This window comes from Nonomuraea sp. NPDC004580 (genome assembly GCF_040609855.1).
GTDB classification, from domain to species: domain Bacteria; phylum Actinomycetota; class Actinomycetes; order Streptosporangiales; family Streptosporangiaceae; genus Nonomuraea; species Nonomuraea salmonea.
In genome coordinates, this window is sequence record NZ_JBEXLH010000023.1 from 1 (window position 1) to 22,652 (window position 22,652).

At 71.7% G+C, this 22,652-nt stretch carries 19 protein-coding genes; 18 read left to right on the plus strand and 1 reads right to left on the minus strand.

The features are described from left to right. Window positions 1–152: 152 nt before the first annotated feature. Window positions 153–1,397: an arginine deiminase gene (locus tag ABZW11_RS23355; protein WP_355420543.1), complete on the minus strand. Its 1,245-nt coding sequence runs from the start codon at window positions 1,395–1,397 to the stop codon at window positions 153–155. A 238-nt stretch (window positions 1,398–1,635) separates the two neighbouring features. Between ABZW11_RS23355 and pyrR the strand changes: the two genes are divergently transcribed. The 18 genes from pyrR (at window position 1,636) to def (ending at window position 22,652) form a co-directional block, all read left to right on the plus strand. Then, window positions 1,636–2,214, plus strand: coding sequence for a bifunctional pyr operon transcriptional regulator/uracil phosphoribosyltransferase PyrR (pyrR, locus tag ABZW11_RS23360; protein WP_355420546.1), 579 nt, complete (start codon window positions 1,636–1,638; stop codon window positions 2,212–2,214). Beyond that, a complete protein-coding gene (locus ABZW11_RS23365) occupies window positions 2,211–3,128 on the plus strand; it encodes an aspartate carbamoyltransferase catalytic subunit (protein ID WP_355420549.1) in 918 nt (305 codons plus the stop codon). The genes pyrR and ABZW11_RS23365 overlap by 4 nt, the downstream gene beginning before the upstream one ends. Then, complete coding sequence (locus ABZW11_RS23370) at window positions 3,125–4,411, plus strand: dihydroorotase (protein WP_355420552.1); 1,287 nt, start codon at window positions 3,125–3,127, stop codon at window positions 4,409–4,411. The genes ABZW11_RS23365 and ABZW11_RS23370 overlap by 4 nt, the downstream gene beginning before the upstream one ends. Then, on the plus strand, window positions 4,408–5,514 hold the full coding sequence (carA, locus tag ABZW11_RS23375; RefSeq protein WP_355420554.1) for a glutamine-hydrolyzing carbamoyl-phosphate synthase small subunit: 1,107 nt from the start codon (window positions 4,408–4,410) through the stop codon (window positions 5,512–5,514). The genes ABZW11_RS23370 and carA overlap by 4 nt, the downstream gene beginning before the upstream one ends. Then, complete coding sequence (carB, locus tag ABZW11_RS23380) at window positions 5,501–8,800, plus strand: carbamoyl-phosphate synthase large subunit (protein ID WP_355420555.1); 3,300 nt, start codon at window positions 5,501–5,503, stop codon at window positions 8,798–8,800. Before carA ends, carB begins: the two co-directional genes overlap by 14 nt. 39 nt (window positions 8,801–8,839) lie before the next feature. After that, window positions 8,840–9,691 (plus strand): dihydroorotate dehydrogenase electron transfer subunit, encoded by an 852-nt coding sequence (locus ABZW11_RS23385; RefSeq protein WP_355420557.1) that lies wholly within the window; start codon window positions 8,840–8,842, stop codon window positions 9,689–9,691. Continuing rightward, the gene (locus tag ABZW11_RS23390; RefSeq protein ID WP_355420560.1) at window positions 9,681–10,658 is read left to right on the plus strand and encodes a dihydroorotate dehydrogenase; all 978 of its coding nucleotides are present in this window, start codon (window positions 9,681–9,683) and stop codon (window positions 10,656–10,658) included. The genes ABZW11_RS23385 and ABZW11_RS23390 overlap by 11 nt, the downstream gene beginning before the upstream one ends. Window positions 10,659–10,692: 34 nt before the next feature. Continuing rightward, window positions 10,693–11,385, plus strand: coding sequence for an orotidine-5'-phosphate decarboxylase (gene pyrF / locus ABZW11_RS23395; protein ID WP_355420797.1), 693 nt, complete (start codon window positions 10,693–10,695; stop codon window positions 11,383–11,385). A gap of 416 nt (window positions 11,386–11,801) precedes the next feature. Then, the gene (gene mihF / locus ABZW11_RS23400) at window positions 11,802–12,125 is read left to right on the plus strand and encodes an integration host factor, actinobacterial type (RefSeq protein ID WP_020541698.1); all 324 of its coding nucleotides are present in this window, start codon (window positions 11,802–11,804) and stop codon (window positions 12,123–12,125) included. Window positions 12,126–12,240: 115 nt separating this feature from the next. Next, window positions 12,241–12,834, plus strand: a complete 594-nt coding sequence (gmk, locus tag ABZW11_RS23405; RefSeq protein WP_355420800.1) for a guanylate kinase — start codon at window positions 12,241–12,243, stop codon at window positions 12,832–12,834. A gap of 5 nt (window positions 12,835–12,839) precedes the next feature. Then, window positions 12,840–13,109: a DNA-directed RNA polymerase subunit omega gene (gene rpoZ / locus ABZW11_RS23410; RefSeq protein ID WP_043638590.1), complete on the plus strand. Its 270-nt coding sequence runs from the start codon at window positions 12,840–12,842 to the stop codon at window positions 13,107–13,109. An 8-nt stretch (window positions 13,110–13,117) separates the two neighbouring features. Further along, window positions 13,118–14,587, plus strand: a complete 1,470-nt coding sequence (gene coaBC / locus ABZW11_RS23415) for a bifunctional phosphopantothenoylcysteine decarboxylase/phosphopantothenate--cysteine ligase CoaBC (protein WP_355420563.1) — start codon at window positions 13,118–13,120, stop codon at window positions 14,585–14,587. 483 nt (window positions 14,588–15,070) lie between these two features. Continuing rightward, window positions 15,071–15,433 carry a hypothetical protein gene (locus ABZW11_RS23420; RefSeq protein ID WP_355420565.1) on the plus strand — a complete coding sequence of 121 codons (363 nt, stop codon included), beginning with the start codon at window positions 15,071–15,073 and terminating at the stop codon, window positions 15,431–15,433. A gap of 128 nt (window positions 15,434–15,561) precedes the next feature. Beyond that, the gene (metK, locus tag ABZW11_RS23425; RefSeq protein WP_355420567.1) at window positions 15,562–16,749 is read left to right on the plus strand and encodes a methionine adenosyltransferase; all 1,188 of its coding nucleotides are present in this window, start codon (window positions 15,562–15,564) and stop codon (window positions 16,747–16,749) included. A 281-nt stretch (window positions 16,750–17,030) separates the two neighbouring features. Then, window positions 17,031–19,148 (plus strand): primosomal protein N', encoded by a 2,118-nt coding sequence (locus ABZW11_RS23430; RefSeq protein ID WP_355420803.1) that lies wholly within the window; start codon window positions 17,031–17,033, stop codon window positions 19,146–19,148. Between the two features lie 49 nt (window positions 19,149–19,197). Next, window positions 19,198–20,667: a hypothetical protein gene (locus ABZW11_RS23435; protein ID WP_355420570.1), complete on the plus strand. Its 1,470-nt coding sequence runs from the start codon at window positions 19,198–19,200 to the stop codon at window positions 20,665–20,667. 37 nt (window positions 20,668–20,704) lie between these two features. After that, complete coding sequence (locus ABZW11_RS23440) at window positions 20,705–22,048, plus strand: hypothetical protein (RefSeq protein ID WP_355420573.1); 1,344 nt, start codon at window positions 20,705–20,707, stop codon at window positions 22,046–22,048. Window positions 22,049–22,103: 55 nt separating this feature from the next. Then, on the plus strand, window positions 22,104–22,652 hold the full coding sequence (gene def / locus ABZW11_RS23445) for a peptide deformylase (protein WP_355420576.1): 549 nt from the start codon (window positions 22,104–22,106) through the stop codon (window positions 22,650–22,652).

The following is a 22,652-nucleotide window of genomic DNA, read 5'->3' on the forward strand; positions in this document are numbered from 1 at the left end:
GAGGGCCGGCAGCGGATCATGTCCTTCGGCCTGGAGCAGGGCGCCTGGGACGGCAGGTGGCCGCCAGCCGGCCGAACTCGCCGGGCGGGAAGTCCAGCTCCTTGAGGAAGCTGCGGTTGCGCAGATCGTCGCCCATCGGTCGGTGTTCCCCCCTAGACGGCGTCACGTTCGAGCGGGCAGCTCATGCACCGCGGCCCCCCGCGCCCCCTGCCGAGCTCGCTGCCCCTGATCGTGATCACCTCGATGCCGTTGTCCCGCAGGTAGTTGTTGGTGGTGGCGTTGCGCTCGTAGGCCACGACCACGCCGGGCTCCAGCGCCAGCCCGTTGCAGCCGTCATCCCACTGCTCCCGCTCGGCGGCGTAGACGTCCTGGGTGGCCGTCAGGACTGTGATGTCCGGCAGGTCGAGCGCGTGCGCGATCGCCTTGTGCATGTCCTCAGGGGGGTGGTCGGTGACCTTGAGCTCCTTGGACGTCTCCCCGGGCTCGATCGTGTACGCCGGCAGCATGCCGAGGCCCGCGTACTTGGTGAACACCCCCACGTCCAGCATCGTCATCACGGTGTCGAGATGCATGAACGCGCGCGCCTTCGGCATGTCGAGCGCCACGATGCGGCTCGCCGAGCCGGCCCTGAACAGCCGCTGCGCCAGCATCTCGACCGCCTGCGGCTGGGTGCGCTCGCTCATCCCGACCAGCACCGCGCCCCTCCCGATGACCAGTACGTCGCCGCCCTCGATGGTGGCGGGCGCGGCGGCCCTGCCCGGCATCCAGCAGTGGTAGCCGCCCTGCCCTGGCCGGTTGAAGCCGTCCGCGAACGTCGGGTGGTACATGTAGACGGCCTCCATGTTGACCGTCTCCCGCATGCGGGCCTTCTTCTTCATCGCGTTGATCGACACGCCGTCGTAGATCCAGCAGGAGGTGTCGCGGGTGAACAGGTGGTTGGGCAGCGGCGGCAGCACGAAGTCGTCGTCGGCCGTGGTGTGGAAGGTCAGAGCCTTGGGGTCGCAGCCCAGCGCGACCAGCTCCCGCTTGGTGATGCCGCCGGTCAGATACATCTGCAGGGTCGCCGCGTCCATGCCGTCGAGGGTGTTGCGCACGTCGTCGATCGCGACCGGGCCGAGCCAGCGCTCGTCCACGACGGCGTCGAGGATGTGCTTGCGCGCCTCGGGGATCTCGACGGTCTCCTGGAGCAGGTCGGAAAGCAGGTGGACGCGGATGCCGCGGCTGGTGAGCACCTGCTGGAACTCCTCGTGCTCCTCGATCGCCCGCTGCACCCACAGCACGTCGTCGAAGAGGAAGGCGTCCTTGCTCGTGGGGGTCAGCCGTTTCAGCGCCAGGTCCGGCTTGTGCAGCAGGACCTGCCGCAGCCGGCCGACCTCGCTGTCCACATGAAAGGTCATCTCTGCTCTATCCCCTCCCGGCGGCGGTACTCACGCCCGCCGGCCCGCCGCCGCGCCCGGGTCACGTGCCCCGCGCGGGCCGCTCCGACACGGGCGCGGGCGGGGAAATTACCTGATCAGGGAGATCGCGCAGGGGGAGGGGCCTCGTGTTGTGGCTGGTGGCCCCTGGTACTGTGTGTCCCGACCAACACCCTTTTAAGACCCGTCCCGTGAGGCGGGAAAGGTGGTGAGCTTCGCCATGTCCGCAGAACCCGATACCAGGGAGCCTGCCCAGAAGGACTCCCGGGCGGTTCTCGAAGCCCCCGACATCCACCGGGCGCTGACCCGGATCGCGCACGAGATCCTCGAACGCACCAAAGGCGGCGGCGACGTCGTCCTGCTCGGCATCCCCACCCGCGGCGCCACGCTGGCGCGCCGGCTCGGCGAGCGCATCGAGCAGTTCGAGGGGCTGAAGATCCCCGTCGGCTCGATCGACATCACGATGTACCGCGACGACCTGCGCCGCGGCCCCGTGCGCCCGCTGGGCCACACCGAGGTCCCCTCCGGCGGCATCGACGGCAAGGTCGTCGTGCTCGTGGACGACGTCCTCTACTCCGGCCGCACCGTGCGCGCCGCGCTCGACGCGCTCAACGACATCGGCCGCCCCACGGCCGTGCAGCTCGCCACGCTGGTCGACCGCGGCCACCGCGAGCTGCCCATCCGCGCCGACTACGTCGGCAAGAACCTGCCCACCGCCAAGAGCGAGAAGGTGAAGGTCTACCTGCAGGAGACCGACGGTCGCGACGCCGTCCTCCTCATGAAGGAGGGCTCCCGGTGAAGCGGCACCTCATCTCCGCCGGAGACCTGGCCAAGGACGACGCGCTGCTCATCCTCGACACCGCCGAGGAGCTGGCGAGCCTCTCGGAACGTTCCATCAAGAAGCTGCCCACGCTGCGCGGGCGCACGGTCGTCAACCTGTTCTTCGAGGACTCCACCCGCACCAGGATCTCCTTCGAGGCGGCCGCCAAGCGGCTGTCGGCCGACGTGATCAACTTCTCGGCCAAGGGCTCCAGCGTGTCCAAGGGCGAGTCGCTCAAGGACACCGCGCTGACCCTGGAGGCCATGGGCGCCGACGCGGTCGTCATCCGCCACGGCGCGTCCGGCGCGCCGCACCGCCTGGCCAACTGGGTCCACGGCAGCGTGGTCAACGCCGGCGACGGCACCCACGAGCACCCCACCCAGGCGCTGCTCGACGCCTTCTCCATGCGCCGCCGCCTCGGTAACCTCGAGGGCCGCAAGGTCACCATCGTCGGCGACGTGCTGCACAGCAGGGTCGCCCGCTCCAACGTGCTGCTGCTCGACACCCTCGGCGCCGAGGTCACCCTCGTCGCCCCGCCCACGCTGCTGCCCGTCTCGGTCGGCAGCTGGCCGTGCGAGGTCTCCTACGACCTCGACGCGGTGCTGCCCAAGTCCGACGTGGTGATGATGCTGCGGGTGCAGAAGGAGCGGATGAACGCCGCGTACTTCCCGAGCGAGCGCGAATACTCCCGCCGCTACGGCCTCGACCGCGACCGCTTCGCCAAGATGCCGGACGACGCCATCGTCATGCACCCAGGCCCGATGAACCGGGGCATGGAGATCGCCGCCGAGGTGGCCGACTCGGCGCGCTCCACGATCGTCGAACAGGTCGCCAACGGCGTGACCATCCGCATGGCCGTCCTGTACCTGCTGCTCGGGGGAGAAACCGCATGATCATCAGAAACGTCAGGATCCTGGGCGGCGAGCCCGTGGACCTCCGCATCGCCGACGGCGTGATCGCGGAGATCGGCACAGGGCTTCAAGGTGACGAGGTCGTCGACGGCGCCGGCGCCGTCGCGCTGCCCGGCCTCGTCGACCTGCACACTCACCTGCGCGAGCCGGGCCGCGAGGACGCCGAGACCGTCCAGACCGGCACCCAGTCGGCCGCCCGCGGCGGCTACACCGCCGTGCACGCCATGGCCAACACCTCGCCCGTCGCCGACACCGCCGGCGTGGTCGAGCAGGTGTGGCGGCTCGGCCGCGAGTTCGGCCACTGCGACGTGCACCCCGTCGGCGCCGTCACCGTCGGCCTGGAGGGCAGGCAGCTCGCCGAGCTGGGCGCGATGGCCGACTCCGCCGCCCGCGTCCGGGTCTTCTCCGACGACGGCCGCTGCGTGGACGACGCGGTGCTCATGCGCCGCGCGCTCGAATACGTCAAGGCGTTCGACGGCGTCGTCGCCCAGCACGCTCAAGAGCCCAGGCTGACCGAGGGCGCCCAGATGAACGAGGGCGTCGTCTCCGGCCGGCTCGGCCTGACCGGCTGGCCCGCCGTCGCAGAAGAGGCGATCATCGCCCGCGACTGCCTGCTGGCCGCCCACGTCGGCTCCCGGCTGCACGTCTGCCACGTCTCCACCGCCGGCTCCGTCGAGATCCTGCGCTGGGCCAAGTCCAAGGGCTGGAACGTCACCGCCGAGGTCACCCCCCACCACCTGCTGCTCACCGACGACCTCGTGGAGGAGTCGCCGGTCGGCGCCTACAACCCCATCTACAAGGTCAATCCGCCGCTGCGCACGCGCGCCGACGTCGAGGCGCTGCGCGCCGCGCTGGCCGACGGCACGATCGACATCGTGGCCACCGACCACGCGCCCCACCCGGTCGAGGACAAGGAGACCGAGTGGAGCGCGGCTGCCATGGGCATGGTCGGACTGGAGACCGCGCTCTGCGTCGTGCAGGCCGCCATGGTCGACACGGGGCTGCTCGACTGGGCGGCCGTCGCCGAGCGCATGTCCGTCGTGCCCGCCCGCATCGGCCGCCTCGCCGGTCAGGGCAGGCCGCTCGCCGTGGGCGAGCCGGCCAACATCACGCTGTACGACCCGTCCGTACGCACCGAGGTCGACCCGTCCGCCTTCGCGTCCAAGAGCCGGAACACCCCCTACGAGGGGATGACACTGCCCGGCCGGGTAGTGGCCACGTTCCTGCGCGGCAGGCCGACCGTACTCGAAGGGAAGCTGGTTTGAACACAGCGGTGCTCGTCCTGGAAGACGGCCGCGTCTTCCACGGATCTCCGTACGGCGCCGAAGGCGAGACGTTCGGTGAGATGGTCTTCAACACCGGCATGACCGGCTACCAGGAGACCCTGACCGATCCGTCCTACCACCGGCAGATCGTCGCCATGACGGCGCCCCACATCGGCAACACCGGCGTCAACGACGAGGACCCCGAGTCGGGCCGCGTCTGGGTGGCCGGCTACGTCGTGCGCGAGCCGTCCAGGGTCGTCTCGAGCTGGCGGGCCACCCGCTCGCTCGACGACTACCTCAAGGAGCAGGGCGTGGTCGGGATCGCGATCTCCGGCACCCGCGCGCTCACCCGCCACCTGCGCGAGCGCGGCGCCATGCGGGCCGGCATCTTCAGCGCCCCCGACGCGCCGGTCGAGGAGCTGGTCGAGCGGGTCAGGCAGTCGCCCGGCATGGAGGGCGCCGACCTGGCGCGCGAGGTCGCCACCGGCGAGACCTACGTCGTGCCGGCCTTCGGGACCAGGCGCTTCACGGTCGCGGCCGTCGACCTCGGCATCAAGGGCATGACCCCGCAGCGCATGGCCGAGCGCGGCTGCGAGGTGCACGTGCTGCCGGCCGACGCCACGTTCGAGCAGATCATGGCGGTGAAGCCCGACGGCGTGTTCTTCTCCAACGGCCCTGGCGACCCCGCCACGGCCGACGTCACCGCGCTGCGCAAGGTGCTGGAGGCCAGGGTGCCGTTCTTCGGCATCTGCTTCGGCAACCAGCTGTTCGGGCGGGCGCTCGGGCTGCCGACGTACAAGCTGCGTTACGGCCACCGCGGGGTCAACCAGCCGGTCCAGGACGTGCGCACCGGCAAGGTGGAGATCTCCGCCCACAACCACGGGTTCGCGGTCGAGGCGCCGCTCGACGGGCCGTTCGAGACCCCGTTCGGGCCGGCCGAGGTCACCCACGTCAACCTCAACGACCGCTGCGTGGAGGGGCTGCGCCTCATCGACGGGCGCGCCTTCAGCGTCCAATACCATCCAGAGGCCGCCGCGGGCCCGCACGACGCTGCCTATCTTTTCGACGAGTTCTGCGAGGTCATGAGCCGTGCCCAAGCGTGAGGACATCAGGTCGGTCCTGGTGATCGGCTCTGGGCCGATCGTGATCGGCCAGGCGTGCGAGTTCGACTACTCAGGCACCCAGGCGTGCCGGGTGCTGCGGGCCGAGGGGTTCCGCGTCATCCTGGTCAACAGCAACCCCGCGACCATCATGACGGACCCGGAGTTCGCCGACGCCACGTACGTCGAGCCGATCACCCCCGAGTTCGTCGAGAAGATCATCGCCAAGGAGCGGCCCGACGCGCTGCTGCCCACGCTGGGCGGCCAGACCGCGCTCAACACGGCCGTGGCGCTGCACGAGTCGGGCGTGCTGGAGAAGTACGAGGTCGAGCTGATCGGCGCGGACTTCGACGCCATCCAGGCCGGCGAGAACCGCGAGCGGTTCAAGGAGATCGTCGCCAAGGTCGCCCGCGAGCACGGCCTCAACGCCGAGTCGGCCAGGTCGGCCATCTGCCACACCATGGACGAGTGCCTGGCCGCGGCCCGCGAGCTGGGCTACCCGGTCGTCGTGCGGCCCTCGTTCACGATGGGCGGCGCCGGCTCCGGCTTCGCCTACGACGAGGACGACCTGCGGCGCATCGCCGGCGCCGGGCTCGACGCGTCCCCGACCACCGAGGTGCTCCTGGAGGAGTCGATCCTCGGCTGGAAGGAGTACGAGCTGGAGGTCATGCGCGACAAGGCCGACAACGTCGTCATCGTCTGCTCCATCGAGAACATCGACCCGATGGGCGTCCACACCGGCGACAGCGTCACCGTCGCGCCCGCGCTGACCCTGACCGACCGCGAATACCAGAACATGCGTGACGTCGCCATCGCGGTCATCCGCGAGGTCGGCGTGGACACCGGCGGCTGCAACATCCAGTTCGCGGTCGATCCGCGGACCGGGCGCATGATCGTCATCGAGATGAACCCGCGGGTGTCGCGCTCGTCGGCGCTGGCCTCCAAGGCCACCGGCTTCCCGATCGCCAAGATCGCCGCCAAGCTGGCCATCGGCTACACGCTCGACGAGATCCCCAACGACATCACCAAGGAGACCCCGGCCTCCTTCGAGCCGACGCTCGACTACATCGTGGTGAAGGTGCCGCGCTTCGCGTTCGAGAAGTTCCGCGGCGCCGACCCGACGCTCACCACGCACATGAAGTCGGTCGGCGAGGCCATGGCCATCGGCCGCTCCTTCCCCGAGGCGCTGCAGAAGGCGCTGCGCTCGCTGGAGAAGAAGGACTCCTCCTTCACCTGGGCCGGCGACGTGGCGGGCAAGGACGAGCTGCTGGCCGCCTGCCGCATGCCCCACGACGGCCGCCTGCGCACGATGCAGCAGGCCATCAGGGCCGGCGCCACGCCCGATGAGCTGTACGAGGCCACCAGCGTCGACCCCTGGTTCATCGACCAGCTCTTCCTGCTGCACGAGGAGTCGGAGGCCGTCGCGCAGGCGCCCGAGCTGACCGCCGAGGTGCTCGAGCGGGCCAAGCGCCACGGGTTCAGCGACGTGCAGATCGGCGAGATTCGCGGCATCGACGAGGCGCGGGTGCGCGACCTGCGTCACGCGCTCGGGCTGCGGCCGGTCTACAACACCGTCGACACCTGCGCCGCCGAGTTCTCCGCCAAGACGCCCTACCTCTACTCGACCTACGACGAGGAGAGCGAGGTCCCCTACGGCGAGCGCCGCAAGGTGATCATCCTCGGCTCCGGGCCCAACCGCATCGGCCAGGGCATCGAGTTCGACTACGCGTGCGTGCACGCCTCGTTCGAGCTGTCCAAGGCCGGGTTCGAGACCGTCATGGTCAACTGCAACCCCGAGACCGTCTCGACCGACTACGACACCTCCGACCGGCTCTACTTCGAGCCGCTCACCCTGGAGGACGTCCTGGAGGTCGTCCACGCCGAGCAGCAGACCGGCCCGGTCGTGGGCGTCATCGTGCAGCTCGGCGGGCAGACGCCGCTCGGTCTGGCCCAGGCGCTCAAGGACGCCGGCGTGCCGGTCGTCGGCACCTCGCCCGAGTCGATCCACCTCGCGGAGGAGCGCGGCGCTTTCGGGCGGGTGCTGGCCGAGGCAGGGCTGCCCGCGCCGAAGCACGGCACCGCGCTGACCGTCGCCGAGGCGCGCGAGATCGCCGGCGAGATCGGCTACCCCGTGCTCGTGCGGCCCTCCTACGTGCTCGGCGGAGCCGGCATGGCCATCGTCTACGACGAGGAGACGCTCACCGGCTACATGGCGGCCCAGGAGCAGCCGGAGGGCGCCGGTCACCCGGTGCTCATCGACAAGTTCCTGGACGAGGCCATCGAGATCGACGTGGACGCGCTCTACGACGGCGAGGAGCTGTTCCTCGGCGGCGTCATGGAGCACATCGAGGAGGCCGGCATCCACTCCGGCGACTCGGCGTGCGCGCTGCCGCCCATTACGCTGGGCAGCGCCGACATCACCGCCATCAGGGAGGCCACCAGGGCCATCGCCCAGGGGGTCGGCGTGCGGGGGCTGCTCAACGTCCAGTACGCCATGTCCGCCGGCGTCCTGTACGTCCTGGAGGCCAACCCGCGCGCCAGCCGTACGGTGCCGTTCGTGTCCAAGGCCACCGCCACGCCGCTGGCCAAGGCGGCGGCCCGGGTGATGCTCGGCGCGTCGATCGCCGAGCTGCGCGCCGAGGGCATGCTGCCCGCCACGGGCGACGGCGGCACGCTGCCGCTCGACTCCTCGATCGCGGTCAAGGAGGCGGTGCTGCCGTTCAACCGGTTCAGGGGCGTGGACATCGTCCTCGGGCCCGAGATGCGCTCGACCGGCGAGGTCATGGGCATCGACGAGTTCTTCGGCATCGCCTTCGCCAAGTCGCAGGCCGGGGCCTACGGCGAGCTTCCGACCAAGGGACGCGCGTTCGTATCCGTGGCCAACAGGGACAAGCGTGCGATGATCTTCCCTGTGAAGGCGCTGGCGGATCTCGGATTCGAGATCCTCGCCACCGAGGGGACCGCCGAGGTGCTGCGCCGCAACGGCGTCCATGCCAAGATCGTGCGAAAGCACAGCGAGGGAGCGGGTCCCGGAGGTGAGCCCACGAGCGTGCAGGCCATTCTCGACGGCGAGGTCGATCTGATCGTCAACACGCCCTTCGGCAGCCCGGGGCAGTCGGGGCCGCGGCTCGACGGCTATGAGATCCGCACGGCCGCCGTGCTGCGCGGCATCCCGTGCATCACCACGGTGTCGGGGCTGGCCGCCGCGGCGGCGGGCATCCAGGCGATCGTACGCGGGGATGTGGGCGTACGGTCCCTGCAGGAGCACGCGCAGGCAATCAGGGGCTGACCCCGCCACGGGAGGTGAAGACGACTGGCCGGTACACCGGTGCAGGTGACGGGCACGGTGCTGACGACGCGCCGGGTCGACGCCTACCATGCGCTGACGGTGGTGGCGCCCGGCATCGCCGAGCGTTACCGCCCCGGCCACTTCGTCTCCGTGGCGGTCGGCGGGGCGTACACCTCGATGGTGACGCGCCGCGCGCTGTCCATCCACGACGTGAAGTCCGACTACGGCGGCACGGTCGAGCTGGTCTTCACCACGCGCGGTCCCGGCACGGCCTGGCTCGCGGAGCGGCGCGCCCGTGACACGCTCGACCTGGTCGGGCCGCTCGGGCGGCCGTTCCCGCTGCCCCGCGACCCGGTCCACTGCGTGCTGGTCGGCGCCGAATACGGCTCGGCCGTGCTGTTCCCGCTGGCCGACGCGCTGCTGGCGCGCGGCTGCCGGGTCGACTTCGTGCTGGGGGGAGCGGGGGCCGAGCGGGTGTTCGGGGCGATGCGGGCCCGCAGGATGGCCGAGACGACCACGCTGACGACCGAGGACGGCTCGCTCGGCCTGCGCGGCAGGGTCACCGACGCGCTGCCGTCGGTGATCGCCGACACGCGGGCCGACGTCGTCTACGCCTGCGCGCCCATGGAGACGCTGCGGGCGGTGACGGCGGTGGCGATGGAGTTCGACATCCCGGTGCAGGTGGCCGTCGAGGAGGCGATGGCCTGCGGCATCGGGGTGTGCATGACGTGCGTGCTGCCCGTCATCGGCGACGACGGCTCGACCAGGATGGTCAGGGCGTGCGCCGAGGGGCCGGTGTTCCGGGGGGAGCGGGTGCGCTTCGAGGACGTGGGAACGATCCCGTTCGACGCGCTGGGCGCCCCCGGGGGCGGTGCACGACATGTCAGTTGATATGCGGACTTTTCTGGCGCACGTGGAGCTGGCGAACCCCATCACCACGGCCGCCGGCTGCGCCTCCTCGGGGCGCGAGCTGGCGCAGTTCTTCGACCTGCACCGGCTCGGCGCCCTGACCACCCGCTCCATCACCATGGCGCCCCGCGCGGGCCGTCCCACGCCGCGCATGGCCGAGACGCCCTCCGGCATGCTCAACGCCGTCGGGCTGCAGGGGCCCGGCATCGACGCGTTCCTCGAACGCGAGCTGCCCTGGCTGGCCCAGCGCGGCATCAAGACCATCGTCTCCATCGGCGGCGGCACCGTCGCCGAATACTCCGAGCTGGCCCGCAGGCTCGCCGACGCGCCCGGCGTGACCGCGCTGGAGGTCAACCTCTCCTGCCCCAACATGGAGGACCGCGGGCGCGTCTTCGCCCGCGAGGGCAGCGCCGCCGCCGAGGTCATCGCCTCCGTGCGCTCGATCATGCGCTACGACGTGCCCGTCGTCGCCAAGCTCGCCCCCGACGTGGCCGACATCGTCTCCGTCGCCCGCGCCTGCGTGGACGCGGGGGCCGACGCGCTGTCCATGATCAACAACCCGCTGGGCATGGCCATCGACACCGAGGCCCTGCGTCCCTCGCTCGCCGCCGTCACCGGCGGCCTGTCGGGCCCGGCCATCCTGCCGCTGGCCGTACGGTGCGTCTGGCAGGTCCACGCGGCGCTGCCCGGCGTGCCGCTGATCGGCATCGGCGGCGTGATGACCGGCAGGGACGCCTTCCAGCTGGTCCTGGCGGGCGCCTGCGTCGTCGGAGTGGGCACGGCGCTCTTCCACGACCCCTACGCCTGCCTGCGCATCGAACGCGAGCTTGAGGACCTCCTGAGGGCTCGCGGCTTCCAGCGGCTGGCCGACGCCGTCGGCCTGGCCCACCGCCCGCCGGGGAGCGCACCCCGGCACCTGTTGGTAGACACCGAGGAGAGCACGCCTTGACTCCCGAGCGCCTGGAGAGCACGTCTTGACGCCCTTGACCCCCGCACCCATCGCCGTCGCTCTCGACGCACCCGACCTGGAGACCGCCGCACAGTGGGCCGCCCTCGTCACCCCCCACGTCAGCACCGTCAAGGTCGGCCTCGAGCTCTACCTGCGCTACGGGCCCGACGTCATCGCCTCCGTGCGCGGCGCCAGCGGCGTGCGCGTCTTCCTCGACCTCAAGCTGCACGACATCCCCAACACCGTCGCCGGTGCCGCCAAGGCCGTGGCGCGGCTGCGGCCCTCGATCCTCACCGTGCACGCCGCCGGCGGGCCCGCGATGATCAGGGCGGCCGTCGAGTGTGCGCCGCACACCCAGATCGCCGCCGTCACCGTGCTCACCTCGCTGACCGAGGCCGATCTCGAGCGCATCGGGATCGCCGGCCCGGCCGACGACGCCGTACGCCGGTTGGCAGCGTTGTCGGTGGAGGCGGGCGCCACCGCGCTGGTGTGCTCGCCCAACGAGGTCGCGAGCGTACGCGCCGAGGTCGGCGACGGCATCACGCTCATCACGCCCGGCGTGCGGCCCACGGGCGCCGACACCCAGGACCAAAAGCGCGTGGCCACCCCGGAGCAGGCGCTCGCCGACGGCGCGGACCTGCTCGTGATCGGCCGGCCCATCACGGGCTCGCCCGACCCGGGAGCGGCGGCCGCCGCGATCGCCGCCTCGCTGCGCCGCGCCTCCTGACCCCCGTGCGGTGACGCGGCGTCGCCGGACCGGGTGTCGCACAGGGCAGGATGACGGTCTGTGAGCACAGTGCGCCGAGGGCGCGGGAGTGCCCCGCTCACAAGATCATAAGGCATCCGTGCGAGCCGCGCGCAAGATCGCCGGAATGGGTTTCGGCCCAGGTGTGGCAAGGGTTTCGGACATCGGAGGGTGGCTCGGAATCGATCACTGTTGCGTTTCGCGACACCGGCGTGAGCCGACGCGTGTAGGCGGATGTGAGGGCGATTTGATCAGCTCAAGGTGATTTTACGATCACGGAGAGTGATGAAGTGGATTTTGTCGCGAGAGAAACTGCTCTTGACGTTGCTTAGGGGGCGATGACCAGCTAGTTTCCCTTCCCGTCCGAGTACATCGACAGAAATTCGAGGTGACCCGGCGTGGCTCTTCCTCCCCTGACCCCTGAGCAGCGCGCCGCAGCCCTGGAGAAGGCTGCCAAGGCCCGTAAAGAGCGTGCCGAGGTCAAGAACCGGCTCAAGCATGGCGCGGTTTCTCTGGCTGAGGTGCTCAAGGATGGGCAGACCGACGACGTCATCGGCAAGATGAAGGTCTCGGCTTTGCTGGAATCGCTCCCCGGCGTGGGCAAGGTCCGCGCCAAGCAGCTCATGGAGCGGCTTGCCATCGCCGAGTCCCGCCGCGTGCGGGGTCTCGGCGCGAACCAGAGGGCCTCCCTCGAGCGCGAGTTCGGTGGCAACGAGAGCTAATCTCTGTTCCACACGGAAACGCGGGTTCAACGGGGGGTAGGAAGTGACCGAGAGGTCCTGGTCCGGCGATGTCAGTGCCCACGAGGCGGTCGGGCCAGGAGCGGAGGTCGGTTTCCTGCCCTTGAGCGAGCGGCGGCTGACGGTCCTTTCGGGGCCGTCGGGCGTCGGCAAGTCCACGGTAGTCGCCGAGCTCCGGCGGGCACACCCCGAGGTGTGGCTGTCGGTCTCGGTGACCACCAGGAGGCCCCGGCCCGGCGAGGTGCACGGGGTCCACTACTTCTTCGTCGACGGCGCCGAGTTCGACCGGCTGGTCGAGGCGGGCGAGCTGCTGGAGTGGGCGGAGTTCGCGGGCAACCGCTACGGCACCCCCCGCGACCCGGTGCTGAAGAAGCTCGCCGAGGGCGTGCCCACCCTGCTCGAGATCGACCTCGAAGGCGCCAGGCAGGTGCGCAGGAGCATGCCGGAGGCGCTGCTGGTCTTCCTGGCCCCGCCCTCGTGGGAGGAGCTGGAGAAGCGGCTGCGCGGGCGCGGCACCGAGCCTGAAGAGGTCATCGCCCGCCGGCTGGAGGCCGGGCGCATCGAGATGGCCGCCGAGGACGAGTTCGACATGACGCTCGTCAACACGAACGTCCAAGACGTGTGCCATCGGCTGATAGCCTTGATGACTGACCCTCAGGGGGTCACGACAACCACCAACCGAGAGGTCTGACAATCGTGGCAGGCACCACCCCGGCCGCGGAGGGCATCACCAACCCGCCGATCGACGCGCTGCTCGACATCGTCGACAGCAAATACTCCCTGGTGATCATGGGCGCCAAGCGCGCTCGCCAGATCAACGCCTACTACTCCCAGCTCGGCGAGGGCCTGCTGGAATACGTGGGTCCCCTGGTCGAGACGCACGCCCAGGAAAAGCCGCTGTCCATCGCGCTGCGTGAGGTCTCCGAGGGCCTGCTCAACGCCGAGCCCATCGAAGGCGCGGTCTGACCCCTTCGATGAAGGTCGTCCTGGGCGTCAGCGGCGGCATCGCCGCTTACAAGGCGTGTGAGCTGCTGCGCCTGTTCACCGAGTCGGGGCACGAGGTGCGGGTCGTGCCGACCCGCGAGGCGCTGAAGTTCGTGGGCGCGCCCACCTGGGCCGCCCTGTCGGGCAACCCGGTCTCGGCCGAGGTGTGGGACGACGTCCACGAGGTGCCCCACGTACGCATCGGCAAGAGCGCCGACCTCGTCGTGGTCGCGCCCGCCACCGCCGACGTGCTCGCCAGGGCCGCCCACGGGCTGGCCGGCGACCTCCTCACCAACACGCTGCTGACGGCCACCTGCCCGGTCGTGTTCGCGCCCGCGATGCACACCGAGATGTGGCAGCATCCCGCCACCCGCGCCAACGTCGCCACGTTGCGCTCGCGGGGCGCCGTCGTGATCGACCCTGCCTCCGGGCGGCTCACCGGTGCCGACACCGGTCCTGGACGGCTGCCCGATCCTGACGAGATCTTCCAGGTCTGCCTGCGGGTCGCCAGGGGGCGGCCGCTCGACCTCGCCGGGCGCAAGGTCGTCGTCTCCGCCGGCGGCACCCGCGAGGCCATCGACCCGGTCCGCTACATCGGCAACCGCTCGTCCGGGCTGCAGGGCTACGCGCTGGCCCGCACCGCCGTCGCTCGGGGGGCCGAGGTGACGCTCGTGGCGGCCAACGTCTCGCTGCCCGACCCCGCCGGGGCCGCCGTCCTCCGCGTGGAGTCGGCGGCCGAGCTGCGCGACGCGGTGCTGTCCGCGTCCGCCGACGCCGACGTGGTGGTGATGGCCGCCGCGGTCGCCGACTTCCGGCCCGCCGCGCGCCATGACACCAAGATCAAGAAAACGGACGGCGAACCCGAGGCCATCCACCTCGTCAAGAACCCCGACATCCTCGCGGAGCTGGGCGACCGCCGCCGCCAGGCCAGGTCTGGCCCGCCCACCGCATCCGGGACGCCCGCTGAGGGTGGTTCGTCCGCCGCGCCCTGGGCGCCCTCTGAAAGCGGGTCGTCTCTTGAGGCGGAGGCTGCGGTCGCCTCGCCTGGTGGGGCTTCGCCGGGGTCCGATGGGGCCGGGGCGTCCGGTGGGGGTGCGGCGCGTGAAGCGGTGCGGCCCTCGGATGGCGCGCCCTCTGAGCTGGCTGAGCTGGTCAGGGGCGACACGCCCGGGATCGGCGCGGGGCAGGAAAAGGCGGCCGGGCACGGTGCCGGGCCGCAGGTGATCGTCGGATTCGCCGCCGAGACGCACGACGTGCTCGCCAACGGACAGGCCAAACTGGCCCGCAAGGGCTGCGATCTGCTGGTCGTCAACCAGGTCGGCGAGGGGCTGGCCTTCGGCACGGCCGGCAACGCGGCCACGGTGCTGGTGGCCGGCGGAGAGCCGGTCGACGTGCCGTTCGGCCCCAAGGAAGACCTCGCCGACACCGTCTGGGACCTGGTCGCCACCCGCCTCTCCTGACCCCTGCGGTCTGGCGGTCGCCCCCGGCCTCTCCCGCCCTACGGGTCGGCGGTCGCCCCCGGCCCCTCCTGAACCCACCGGCCCTCGCCCTTCCGGGGCCGGTGATCGCCCTCTTGCCTGTGCCGCGTCGCCTGCGGCCCCTGGGCTGGGTGTGGGCGTGGCCCCCTCTCGCTGACCTGACCGCCCGTCACCCGCCCTGTGCCTCTGTGGCGTGGCGGTGGATGGGCGCCGTTTGGAGCCTCGTGAACCGCCTGCCACCGTCCCCGCTTCTGCGGCGGTGGGTGGTCGCCTTCCGCTTGCCCTCGACCACTCTCACGTGCCGTCGGGCTCCTGGGTCTGACGAGACTGGCAAGTCCCTGGAGACGGGTGGGGGTAAGGGGATGTGGAGGTTGTAGGGCGTACAAAGTGTGCAGATCCCACTACTCGATCACCTGTTGCAACACCCCCGCACGCCTGCGGATACTTGGGGCAAAGGGGGATGGAATGCCGGTGGGTTCCGCTGTTAGAGATCGTTGTAGGACGCTGCTGGGTGACCAAGGGGAGATTCATTACCTCTTTCCCGCCTTCTCCTCGGGGCCGGCGGGGACGGGGAACTTTCTGATCGTGGTCACGCGTGGGGCCATCTCCGTGCTGGCGACGAGGACGCTGAGGACCGATCGTCCCGTGTCGGTGTTCGCGGAGTTTCCGCGGCACACGAGGCTCGGCCCCATCCTGCCGGGCAACGCTCTCGAGCTTGGCTCGATGGTGTTCGAGTTTGATGAGGAGTACGCGGCGGTGATCTCGGCTGCGGACGCGGAGATCTTCGCGCCGGAGACGCTGCCGCCCGACCCTTTACCCGAACTGTGATGGGAGACAGATCGTGGACGGTTTCGCCGCAGGGCACCAGGTAGGGCTAGACTTCGGCGAGGCCCGGCCATGCCCATTGGTCCCGGGCCTCACATCCGTCAGCAGCCGCTGCATGAGGAGCCACTGAGTTGTCACGTCGCCTGTTCACCTCCGAGTCGGTCACCGAGGGCCACCCGGACAAGATCGCCGACCAGATCAGTGACGCGATTCTCGACGCCATGCTCAAAGACGACCCCAAGAGCCGGGTCGCGGTCGAGACGATGATCACTACCGGCCAGGTCCACGTCGCAGGCGAGGTCACGACCGAGACCTACGTCGACATCCCCGGCGTCATCCGGGAGAAGATCCTGGAGATCGGCTACGACGCCTCCCACAAGGGCTTCGACGGCGCCTCGTGCGGCGTGTCGGTGTCCATCGGCGCGCAGTCGCCCGACATCGCCCAGGGCGTCGACGACGCCTACGAGCACCGGGTGGCCGGTGACGGCGACGAGCTCGACCGCCAGGGCGCCGGTGACCAGGGCCTCATGTTCGGTTTCGCCTGCCGCGAGACGCCCGAGCTGATGCCGCTGCCGATCACGCTGGCCCACCGGCTGGCCCAGCGCCTGTCCGAGGTGCGCAAGTCGGGCACGGTGCCCTACCTGCGCCCCGACGGCAAGACGCAGGTCACGATCGAGTACGACGGCGACACGCCGGTCCGCCTCGACACCGTGGTCGTCTCCACGCAGCACGCGGCCGAGATCGACCTCAAGGAGATGCTGACCCCCGACATCAAGGAGCACGTGGTCGACCCCGTGCTCGCCGACCTCGAGCTCGACACCGAGGGCTACCGCCTGCTGGTCAACCCGACCGGCCGCTTCGAGATCGGCGGCCCGATGGGCGACGCCGGGCTCACCGGCCGGAAGATCATCATCGACACCTACGGCGGCATGGCCCGCCACGGTGGCGGTGCGTTCTCCGGCAAGGACCCGTCCAAGGTCGACCGTTCCGCCGCCTACGCCATGCGGTGGGTGGCCAAGAACGTCGTGGCCGCCGGGCTGGCCGACCGGTGCGAGGTGCAGGTGGCGTACGCGATCGGCAAGGCTCAGCCGGTCGGTCTGTTCGTCGAGTGCTTCGGCACCGAGAAGCTGGCGGTGGAGAAGATCCAGGAGGCCGTGCTGCAGGTCTTCGACCTGCGTCCTGCCGCGATCATCCGCGACCTCGACCTGCTGCGTCCGATCTACTCCGAGACCGCCGCCTACGGGCACTTCGGCCGCGAGGGCTTCTCCTGGGAGTCCACCGACCGCGCCGAGGCCCTGAGGACCGCCGCCGGTCTCTGACCCGTCACCGGCCGGCTTCACGCCGCCGGCCGTTCGCTGCGAGCCGATCGGTGCCGCCCGCCTCTCTCAGGGATGCGGGCGGCACCGCTTGGTGTTTTTCGCGCCGCCGAACAGCGAGGCGGCCCGCGCACGCCCGGCACCCGCCGTAGTGGCGAGGTCCCCGCGTGCGTCTCCGGTGTGCCGGACGGGCCGGCGTTCCGGTGGGGTGGTCATGGCCGGGGGTCTGGTAGACGTTGTTCGTGACCGACTCCTCCGACGACGCCCTCCTGCCGCTCGAAGCCGTGCGGCCCCCGGCGTCCGAGAAGGACACCAGGGGAGCGGTGCTCCCCGCCCCCGAGAACCCCGTGGCCAGGGTGGTCGTCGACAGCCCGCTGCCGCACCTCGACCGGCCCTTCGACTACCTCGTCCCGGCCAAGCTGCACGAGACCGCGGAGCCCGGCGTGCGCGTGCGGGTGCGGTTCGCGGGCAAGCTCATCGACGGCTTCCTCCTCGAACGTGTCCCCAAGAGCGACCATGAGGGCAGGCTCACCCCGCTCGAACGCGTCGTGTCGCCCGAGCGCGTCCTCACCCCCGAGATCGCCGGTCTGGCCAGGGCCGTGGCCGACCGGTACGCGGGCACCCTGACCGACGTGCTCCGCCTGGCCGTCCCGCCCCGGCACGCGCGGGCCGAAGGCGAGGAGCCCAAGCCCGTCCCGCCCGAGGAGCGCCCGCAGGCGCCCTCCCCGAGCGCCTGGGACGCGTACCCGGCAGGGCCCTCCTTCCTCGCCGCCCTGCGTGACGGCCGCGCACCGCGGGCCGTGTGGTCGGCGCTGCCCGGCGCCATCGGCTGGGCGGACCCGATCGCCGAAGCCGTGCGGGCCACCCTCGACGGCGGCAGGGGAGCGGTCGTCGTGGTCCCCGACGGCAAGGACGTCGCGCTGGCCGACGCCGCGTTCCTGCGCGTGCTCGGCCCCGGTGCCCACGTGGCGCTCACCGCGGACCTCGGCCCCGCCGAGCGCTACCGGCGGTGGCTGCGGCTGCTCAGGGGCCAGGTACGCGCGGTGGTGGGCACCAGGGCGGCCATGTTCGCGCCGGTCGCCGAGCTGGGCCTGGTGGCGATCTGGGACGACGGAGATGACCTGCACGCCGAGCGGCTCGCCCCCTACCCGCACGCCCGCGAGGTGCTCGGCCTGCGCGCCCACCGGGCGAGCGCGGGCATGCTGATGGGCGGCTACGCGCGTACCGCCGAGGCCACCCAGCTCGTCGCGAGCGGCTGGGCCAGGCCGATCGCGGCGGCCCGTACGACCATCAGGAGCCTCGCCCCGCGCGTGCGCCCGGCGGGCGAGGACGCCGAGCTGGCCAAGGACCAGGCCGCCCGGCAGGCCCGGCTGCCCAGCATCGCCTGGCGGGCCCTGCGCCACGGCCTGGACGGCGGCCCCGTGCTGGTGCAGGTGCCGAGGCGCGGCTACCTGCCCGCGCTGGCCTGCCGCCACTGCCGTGCCCCGGCCCGCTGCGTCCTGCCGCCTACCAGGAGCACCCAGGACGTCCCGCCGCACGGGCAGGGCACGTTCCCGGCGCAGCAGGCCGCGCCGCGGCTCGGCACCACCTTGCAGGAGCCCGCTCGGCAGGCGGGTGAGGCGGTCGAAGGGCCGCGCTGTCACGGGCCGCTCGCGCTGCGCGGCGGGCACGCGGCGCCCTACTGCCGCTGGTGCGGCCGGGTCGACGCCGACTGGCGCTGCCCGTCCTGCGGGAGCCCCAGGCTGCGCGCGGTGGTCACCGGCGCCAGGCGGACGGCGGAGGAGCTGGGCAGGGCGTTCCCGTCGGTGCAGGTGCGCACGTCGGGCAGGGACGGCGTGCTGGCCGCGGTGCCCGCCGCCCGCGCCCTGGTCGTCGCCACCCCGGGGGCGGAGCCGGTGGCGGAGGGCGGCTACACGGCCGCGGTGCTGCTGGACGGCTGGGCCCTGCTCGGGCGGGCCGACCTGCGGGCGGGGGAGGAGACCGTACGCCGCTGGATGAACGCCGCCGCGCTGCTGCGTCCCGGGGCCGAGCTGGTGGTGCTGGGCGACGCGGCGCTGCCGGCCGTACAGGCGTTGCTGCGCTGGGACCCGGTCACCCACGCCGAGCGCGAGCTGGCCGACCGGGCGGAGCTGGGGTTCCCGCCGGCGGTGCGGATGGCCACGCTCACCGGCCCGGCCAGCGCGGTCAGGCAGATGATCGACGAGGCCCGCCTGCCGTCCGAAGCCCAGGTGCTCGGCCCCGTACCGGTCGATGACGACGGGCAGGAACGCGCCATGATCCGGGTGCCCAGGGCGGGCGGCGCGGCGCTGTCGGCCGCGCTCAAGGGCGCCAGCGGCGTACGCGCGGCGCGCAAGACGCCGGATGTCGTGAGGGTGAGTGTCGACCCCCTCGACCTGATTTAGCCCGTTTCCCCGATTCGCTCATCCGTTGGCCAGCCGTTAGCGTGCCCCTGTGTCGATCGAATGGGTGAACCAAGCCATCGACGACCTGCGTGCTTGGGGGCGCACGCGGGACGTCGAAGTGGACGCGGACGAGGTCCGCCTGCTCTGCGACTACGCCAGCGACTACCTCAACGTCAACGAACTTCGCGACTTCACTCCCGAGACCTTCGACGAGCTGCTGCTGTCCATCTATCCCCGCAAGGTCATCGCTCCGCCCGAGAGCGCGCCCGAGACCGTCGCCGCCGCCCGCATGCTCGTCGACTACCTCAGCGAGGCCGGTCAGGTGAGCGCCGAGACGGCGGCGGCCATGCGTTCCAGGCTCGACGACATCGAGCCCCGCATGCCGGAGGCGCTCGCCGACCCGGCGAACTTCGGCATGGCCAAGAGCCTGTTCAGCTCCATCGGCCCCGAGTCGCTCGAGCAGTCGATCGCCATCCCGTCCGGCGAGCTGCCCGACCTCGGCGAGGCGCCCTGCGACTGCCCGGCCTGCACGCCGCTGCCCGCCGTACGTCTCGCCGAGCCCGAGGAGCTGCGGGCCGCGCTGCCCGCCGTCCCCATGCTGGCCGAGCAGCCGCTGACCGGCGACGGCGACCCGCTGGCCGCGTGGGCCCGGCGCGTCGCCGACCTGCTCGACCACGACACCGGCGGCGCCGTCACCGGCTCTCCCGAGCTCGACGAGGGCCTCTACGACCTGTTCGACATGCTCTACCGGCTGCAGACCCGGGTGCCTGTCACGGTGATCGGCGACTACCTCGACGAGATCGCCGGCGACCGCGCGATCGACCTGCCCGCCGTGCTCGACCGGCTGGAGTGGACGGGCCTGCTGCGCGTCACCGGCGACACCGCCGAGCTGACCCCGGTGGCCGTCTGGGCGCTGCGCGAGCACTACCTGTCGGTCGGCGTCGAGGCGCCCGAGGCACCCGACCTGGCCGAGGCCGACGCGCTCGGGCTCATCGAAGGGCTGCTCGAAGGCGTGCCCACCGAGCTGGCCGAGGCCGACATCGACCGCTGGCTGGCGGGGCGGGTGCCGGTCGAGGCCGCCGGCGAGCTGCTGGCCGCCGCCTCCGGAGCACCCGCCGTGGCGCGCGGCATCGCCATCACCATCGTCGACCGGCTCGGCCCCGAGGCCGAGCCCGCCGTCCGCGGCTACCTGGAGGACCAGGAGCTGCGCCCGCACGCCATTCACTGGCTGGCGGCCCGTAAGCTGTCCGCGCCGCCCCTCACGCAGGACGAGCTGCTGTGGGTCAGCGTCGACATGCTGGCCCTCGCCATGCCCGCCGCCGAGGCCGATCCGGAGATCTTCGCCGAGAACATGGCCGCCTCTGGCCCGCCCGCCCATCTGATCGAGGAGATGTGGCGGGTCGACCACCCCGACGTGGTCGAAGTGCTGGAGCTGCTCGGACGTTCCATCCCCGACGGCACGGTCGCCAAGGCCGCGCGCAAGGCCGCGTTCAAGGCCCGGTCCCGAGCCATCCGTTGAGTACGCTCATGTGACCGGTGTGCAGTAAGTTTCGTGGGTGGCAAACAACGTCTTCGACCTCGCCGAGCTGCGCAAGCTGATCGATGAGCAGGCCGCCGTGCCTCCACGGCCCCCTGAGGAGACCCCGGAGGAGCGTGAGGCCCTGACGTTCCCGCCGGTCCTGCCGGCGCCGGACGCCGAGCTGGCCGCGGCGGTGCCCACGGTGCCGCTGGTGGCCGACGCCATCCGGCTGACCACCTGGACGGGCACCCGCAAGGTCGGCGCCGACGGCCACCTGAGCGCGGCCGACGCCGCCGCGGCCGCCGCGCACCTCGGCGTCCCGCTCACGCGCCTGCGCCTCATCTGGGTCGTCGCCGTCAACACCGGCCTGCTGCAGATCCTCGGCGGCCAGGCCACCCGCGGCCCGCTGTCGATGCAGCTGACGGTCGAGGCCACGCTGGAGTTCTGGGACGGCGTCGTCATGGACGTCCTCGACCGCGCCGACGACGGCCTGACCGGTTCTGCCGTGGTCGACGGCCACCTGGCCGAGATGCTCGCCACCATATACTCCGTACGCTCGGGCGTCGCCACCGCCAACCTGGCCCGCGGCATCCTGCAGTCGCACGAGGTCGCCTGCGCGCCCGGCCCCGCCGAGATGCGTAAGATCGCCGCCGCGCTGCCGGCCGAGCTGCTGGAGGCGCTTTCGCTGCTGGCGTACTGCGGGCTGGTCGAGCAGACGCCGGCGGGGCGCACCGCGCTGACCCCGCTCGGGGTGTGGGCCATCCGCCGCGACCTGCTGCGCGAGGGCCACGACGCGCCGACCACCGCCGAGGTCGAGGTGTTCGCCGACCTGTCGGCCGCCGAGCTCGTCGAGGCGATGGTCAGGGGCAGCGCCACCCAGAGCGCGGTGGCCGGGTGGCTGGAGCGCCGCTCGCCCGAGTCCGCCGCCCGCGACCTCATCGAGATCGCCGCGTCCGGCACCGCAGGGCAGCGCGGCGCCGTCGGGGCCATCATGGAGGAGCTGGGGCCCGAGGCCGAGGCCCCTGTCAGGCAGGCGCTCGACCACCCGCTCACGCGCCGCTACGCCGCCTCCTGGCTGCACATCCGCGATCTGCCCGCGCCCGCGCTCAGCCCCGAGGACCACACCTGGATCGCCGTCGACTCCCTGGCGGCCCTCATGCACCTGTCCAGCCCCGCCGCCGGCCGCCTCGACCCGCCGGAGCCCGGCGAGGACCTCATCAAGCTGATCGGCGAGATGCCCGCCGTCGGCCACCCCGACACCGTCGCCGTGCTCGACATGCTCGCCGCCGCCCACGACGACCCCGCCGTGGTCAAGGCGGCGCGCAAGGCCGCGCTGAAGGCCAGGACGCTGGAGCACGCCAGGACGCACGGCCCCCGGTGACGCCCGCACCTGCACTAAACTGGGCTGATCCACGCATGAGAACGGAGTGACCCCCTTGGCGATCCAGCCCATCCGGCTGTTCGGAGATCCGGTGCTGCGCACCCCGGCGGCCCCGGTCGTCGACTTCGACAAGGAGCTGCGCAAGCTGGTCAAAGACCTGACCGACACGATGATGGACGCCCCGGGCGCCGGTCTCGCCGCCCCTCAGATCGGCGTGGGCCTGCGGGTGTTCACCTACTACGTGGACGAGCAGCTCGGCCACCTCATCAATCCCGACCTCGATCTGTCGTCCGACCTCGACGAAGAGGGCGAGGAGGGCTGCCTGTCCTTCCCCGGCCTGTCGTTCCCCACCCCGCGCGCGGTGCGCGCCGTGGCCAAGGGCCTCAACATGCACGGCGAGCCCGTCACGCTCGAGGGCACCGACATGATGGCGCGCTGCTTCCAGCACGAGACCGACCACCTCGACGGCATCCTGTTCATCGACCGCATGGACCCCAAGCAGCGCAAGCTCGCGATGAAGGCCGTGCGCGAGGCCGAGTGGAGCGGGCTGGCCGCGCCGGTGGTCAAGTTCTCGCCCCACGCCACCGGCGGAAAGGCACTCTGA

What these genes read in the sequence shown, in the direction of transcription:
- ABZW11_RS23370 (WP_355420552.1), top strand. Translation starts at nt 3,125, where the DNA reads ATGATCATCAGAAACGTCAGGATCCTGGGCGGCGAGCCCGTGGACCTC.
- coaBC (WP_355420563.1), top strand. Translation starts at nt 13,118, where the DNA reads ATGAAGGTCGTCCTGGGCGTCAGCGGCGGCATCGCCGCTTACAAGGCG.
- ABZW11_RS23390 (WP_355420560.1), top strand. Translation starts at nt 9,681, where the DNA reads ATGTCAGTTGATATGCGGACTTTTCTGGCGCACGTGGAGCTGGCGAAC.
- ABZW11_RS23355 (WP_355420543.1), bottom strand. Translation starts at nt 1,397, where the DNA reads ATGACCTTTCATGTGGACAGCGAGGTCGGCCGGCTGCGGCAGGTCCTG.
- ABZW11_RS23420 (WP_355420565.1), top strand. Translation starts at nt 15,071, where the DNA reads ATGCCGGTGGGTTCCGCTGTTAGAGATCGTTGTAGGACGCTGCTGGGT.
- pyrR (WP_355420546.1), top strand. Translation starts at nt 1,636, where the DNA reads ATGTCCGCAGAACCCGATACCAGGGAGCCTGCCCAGAAGGACTCCCGG.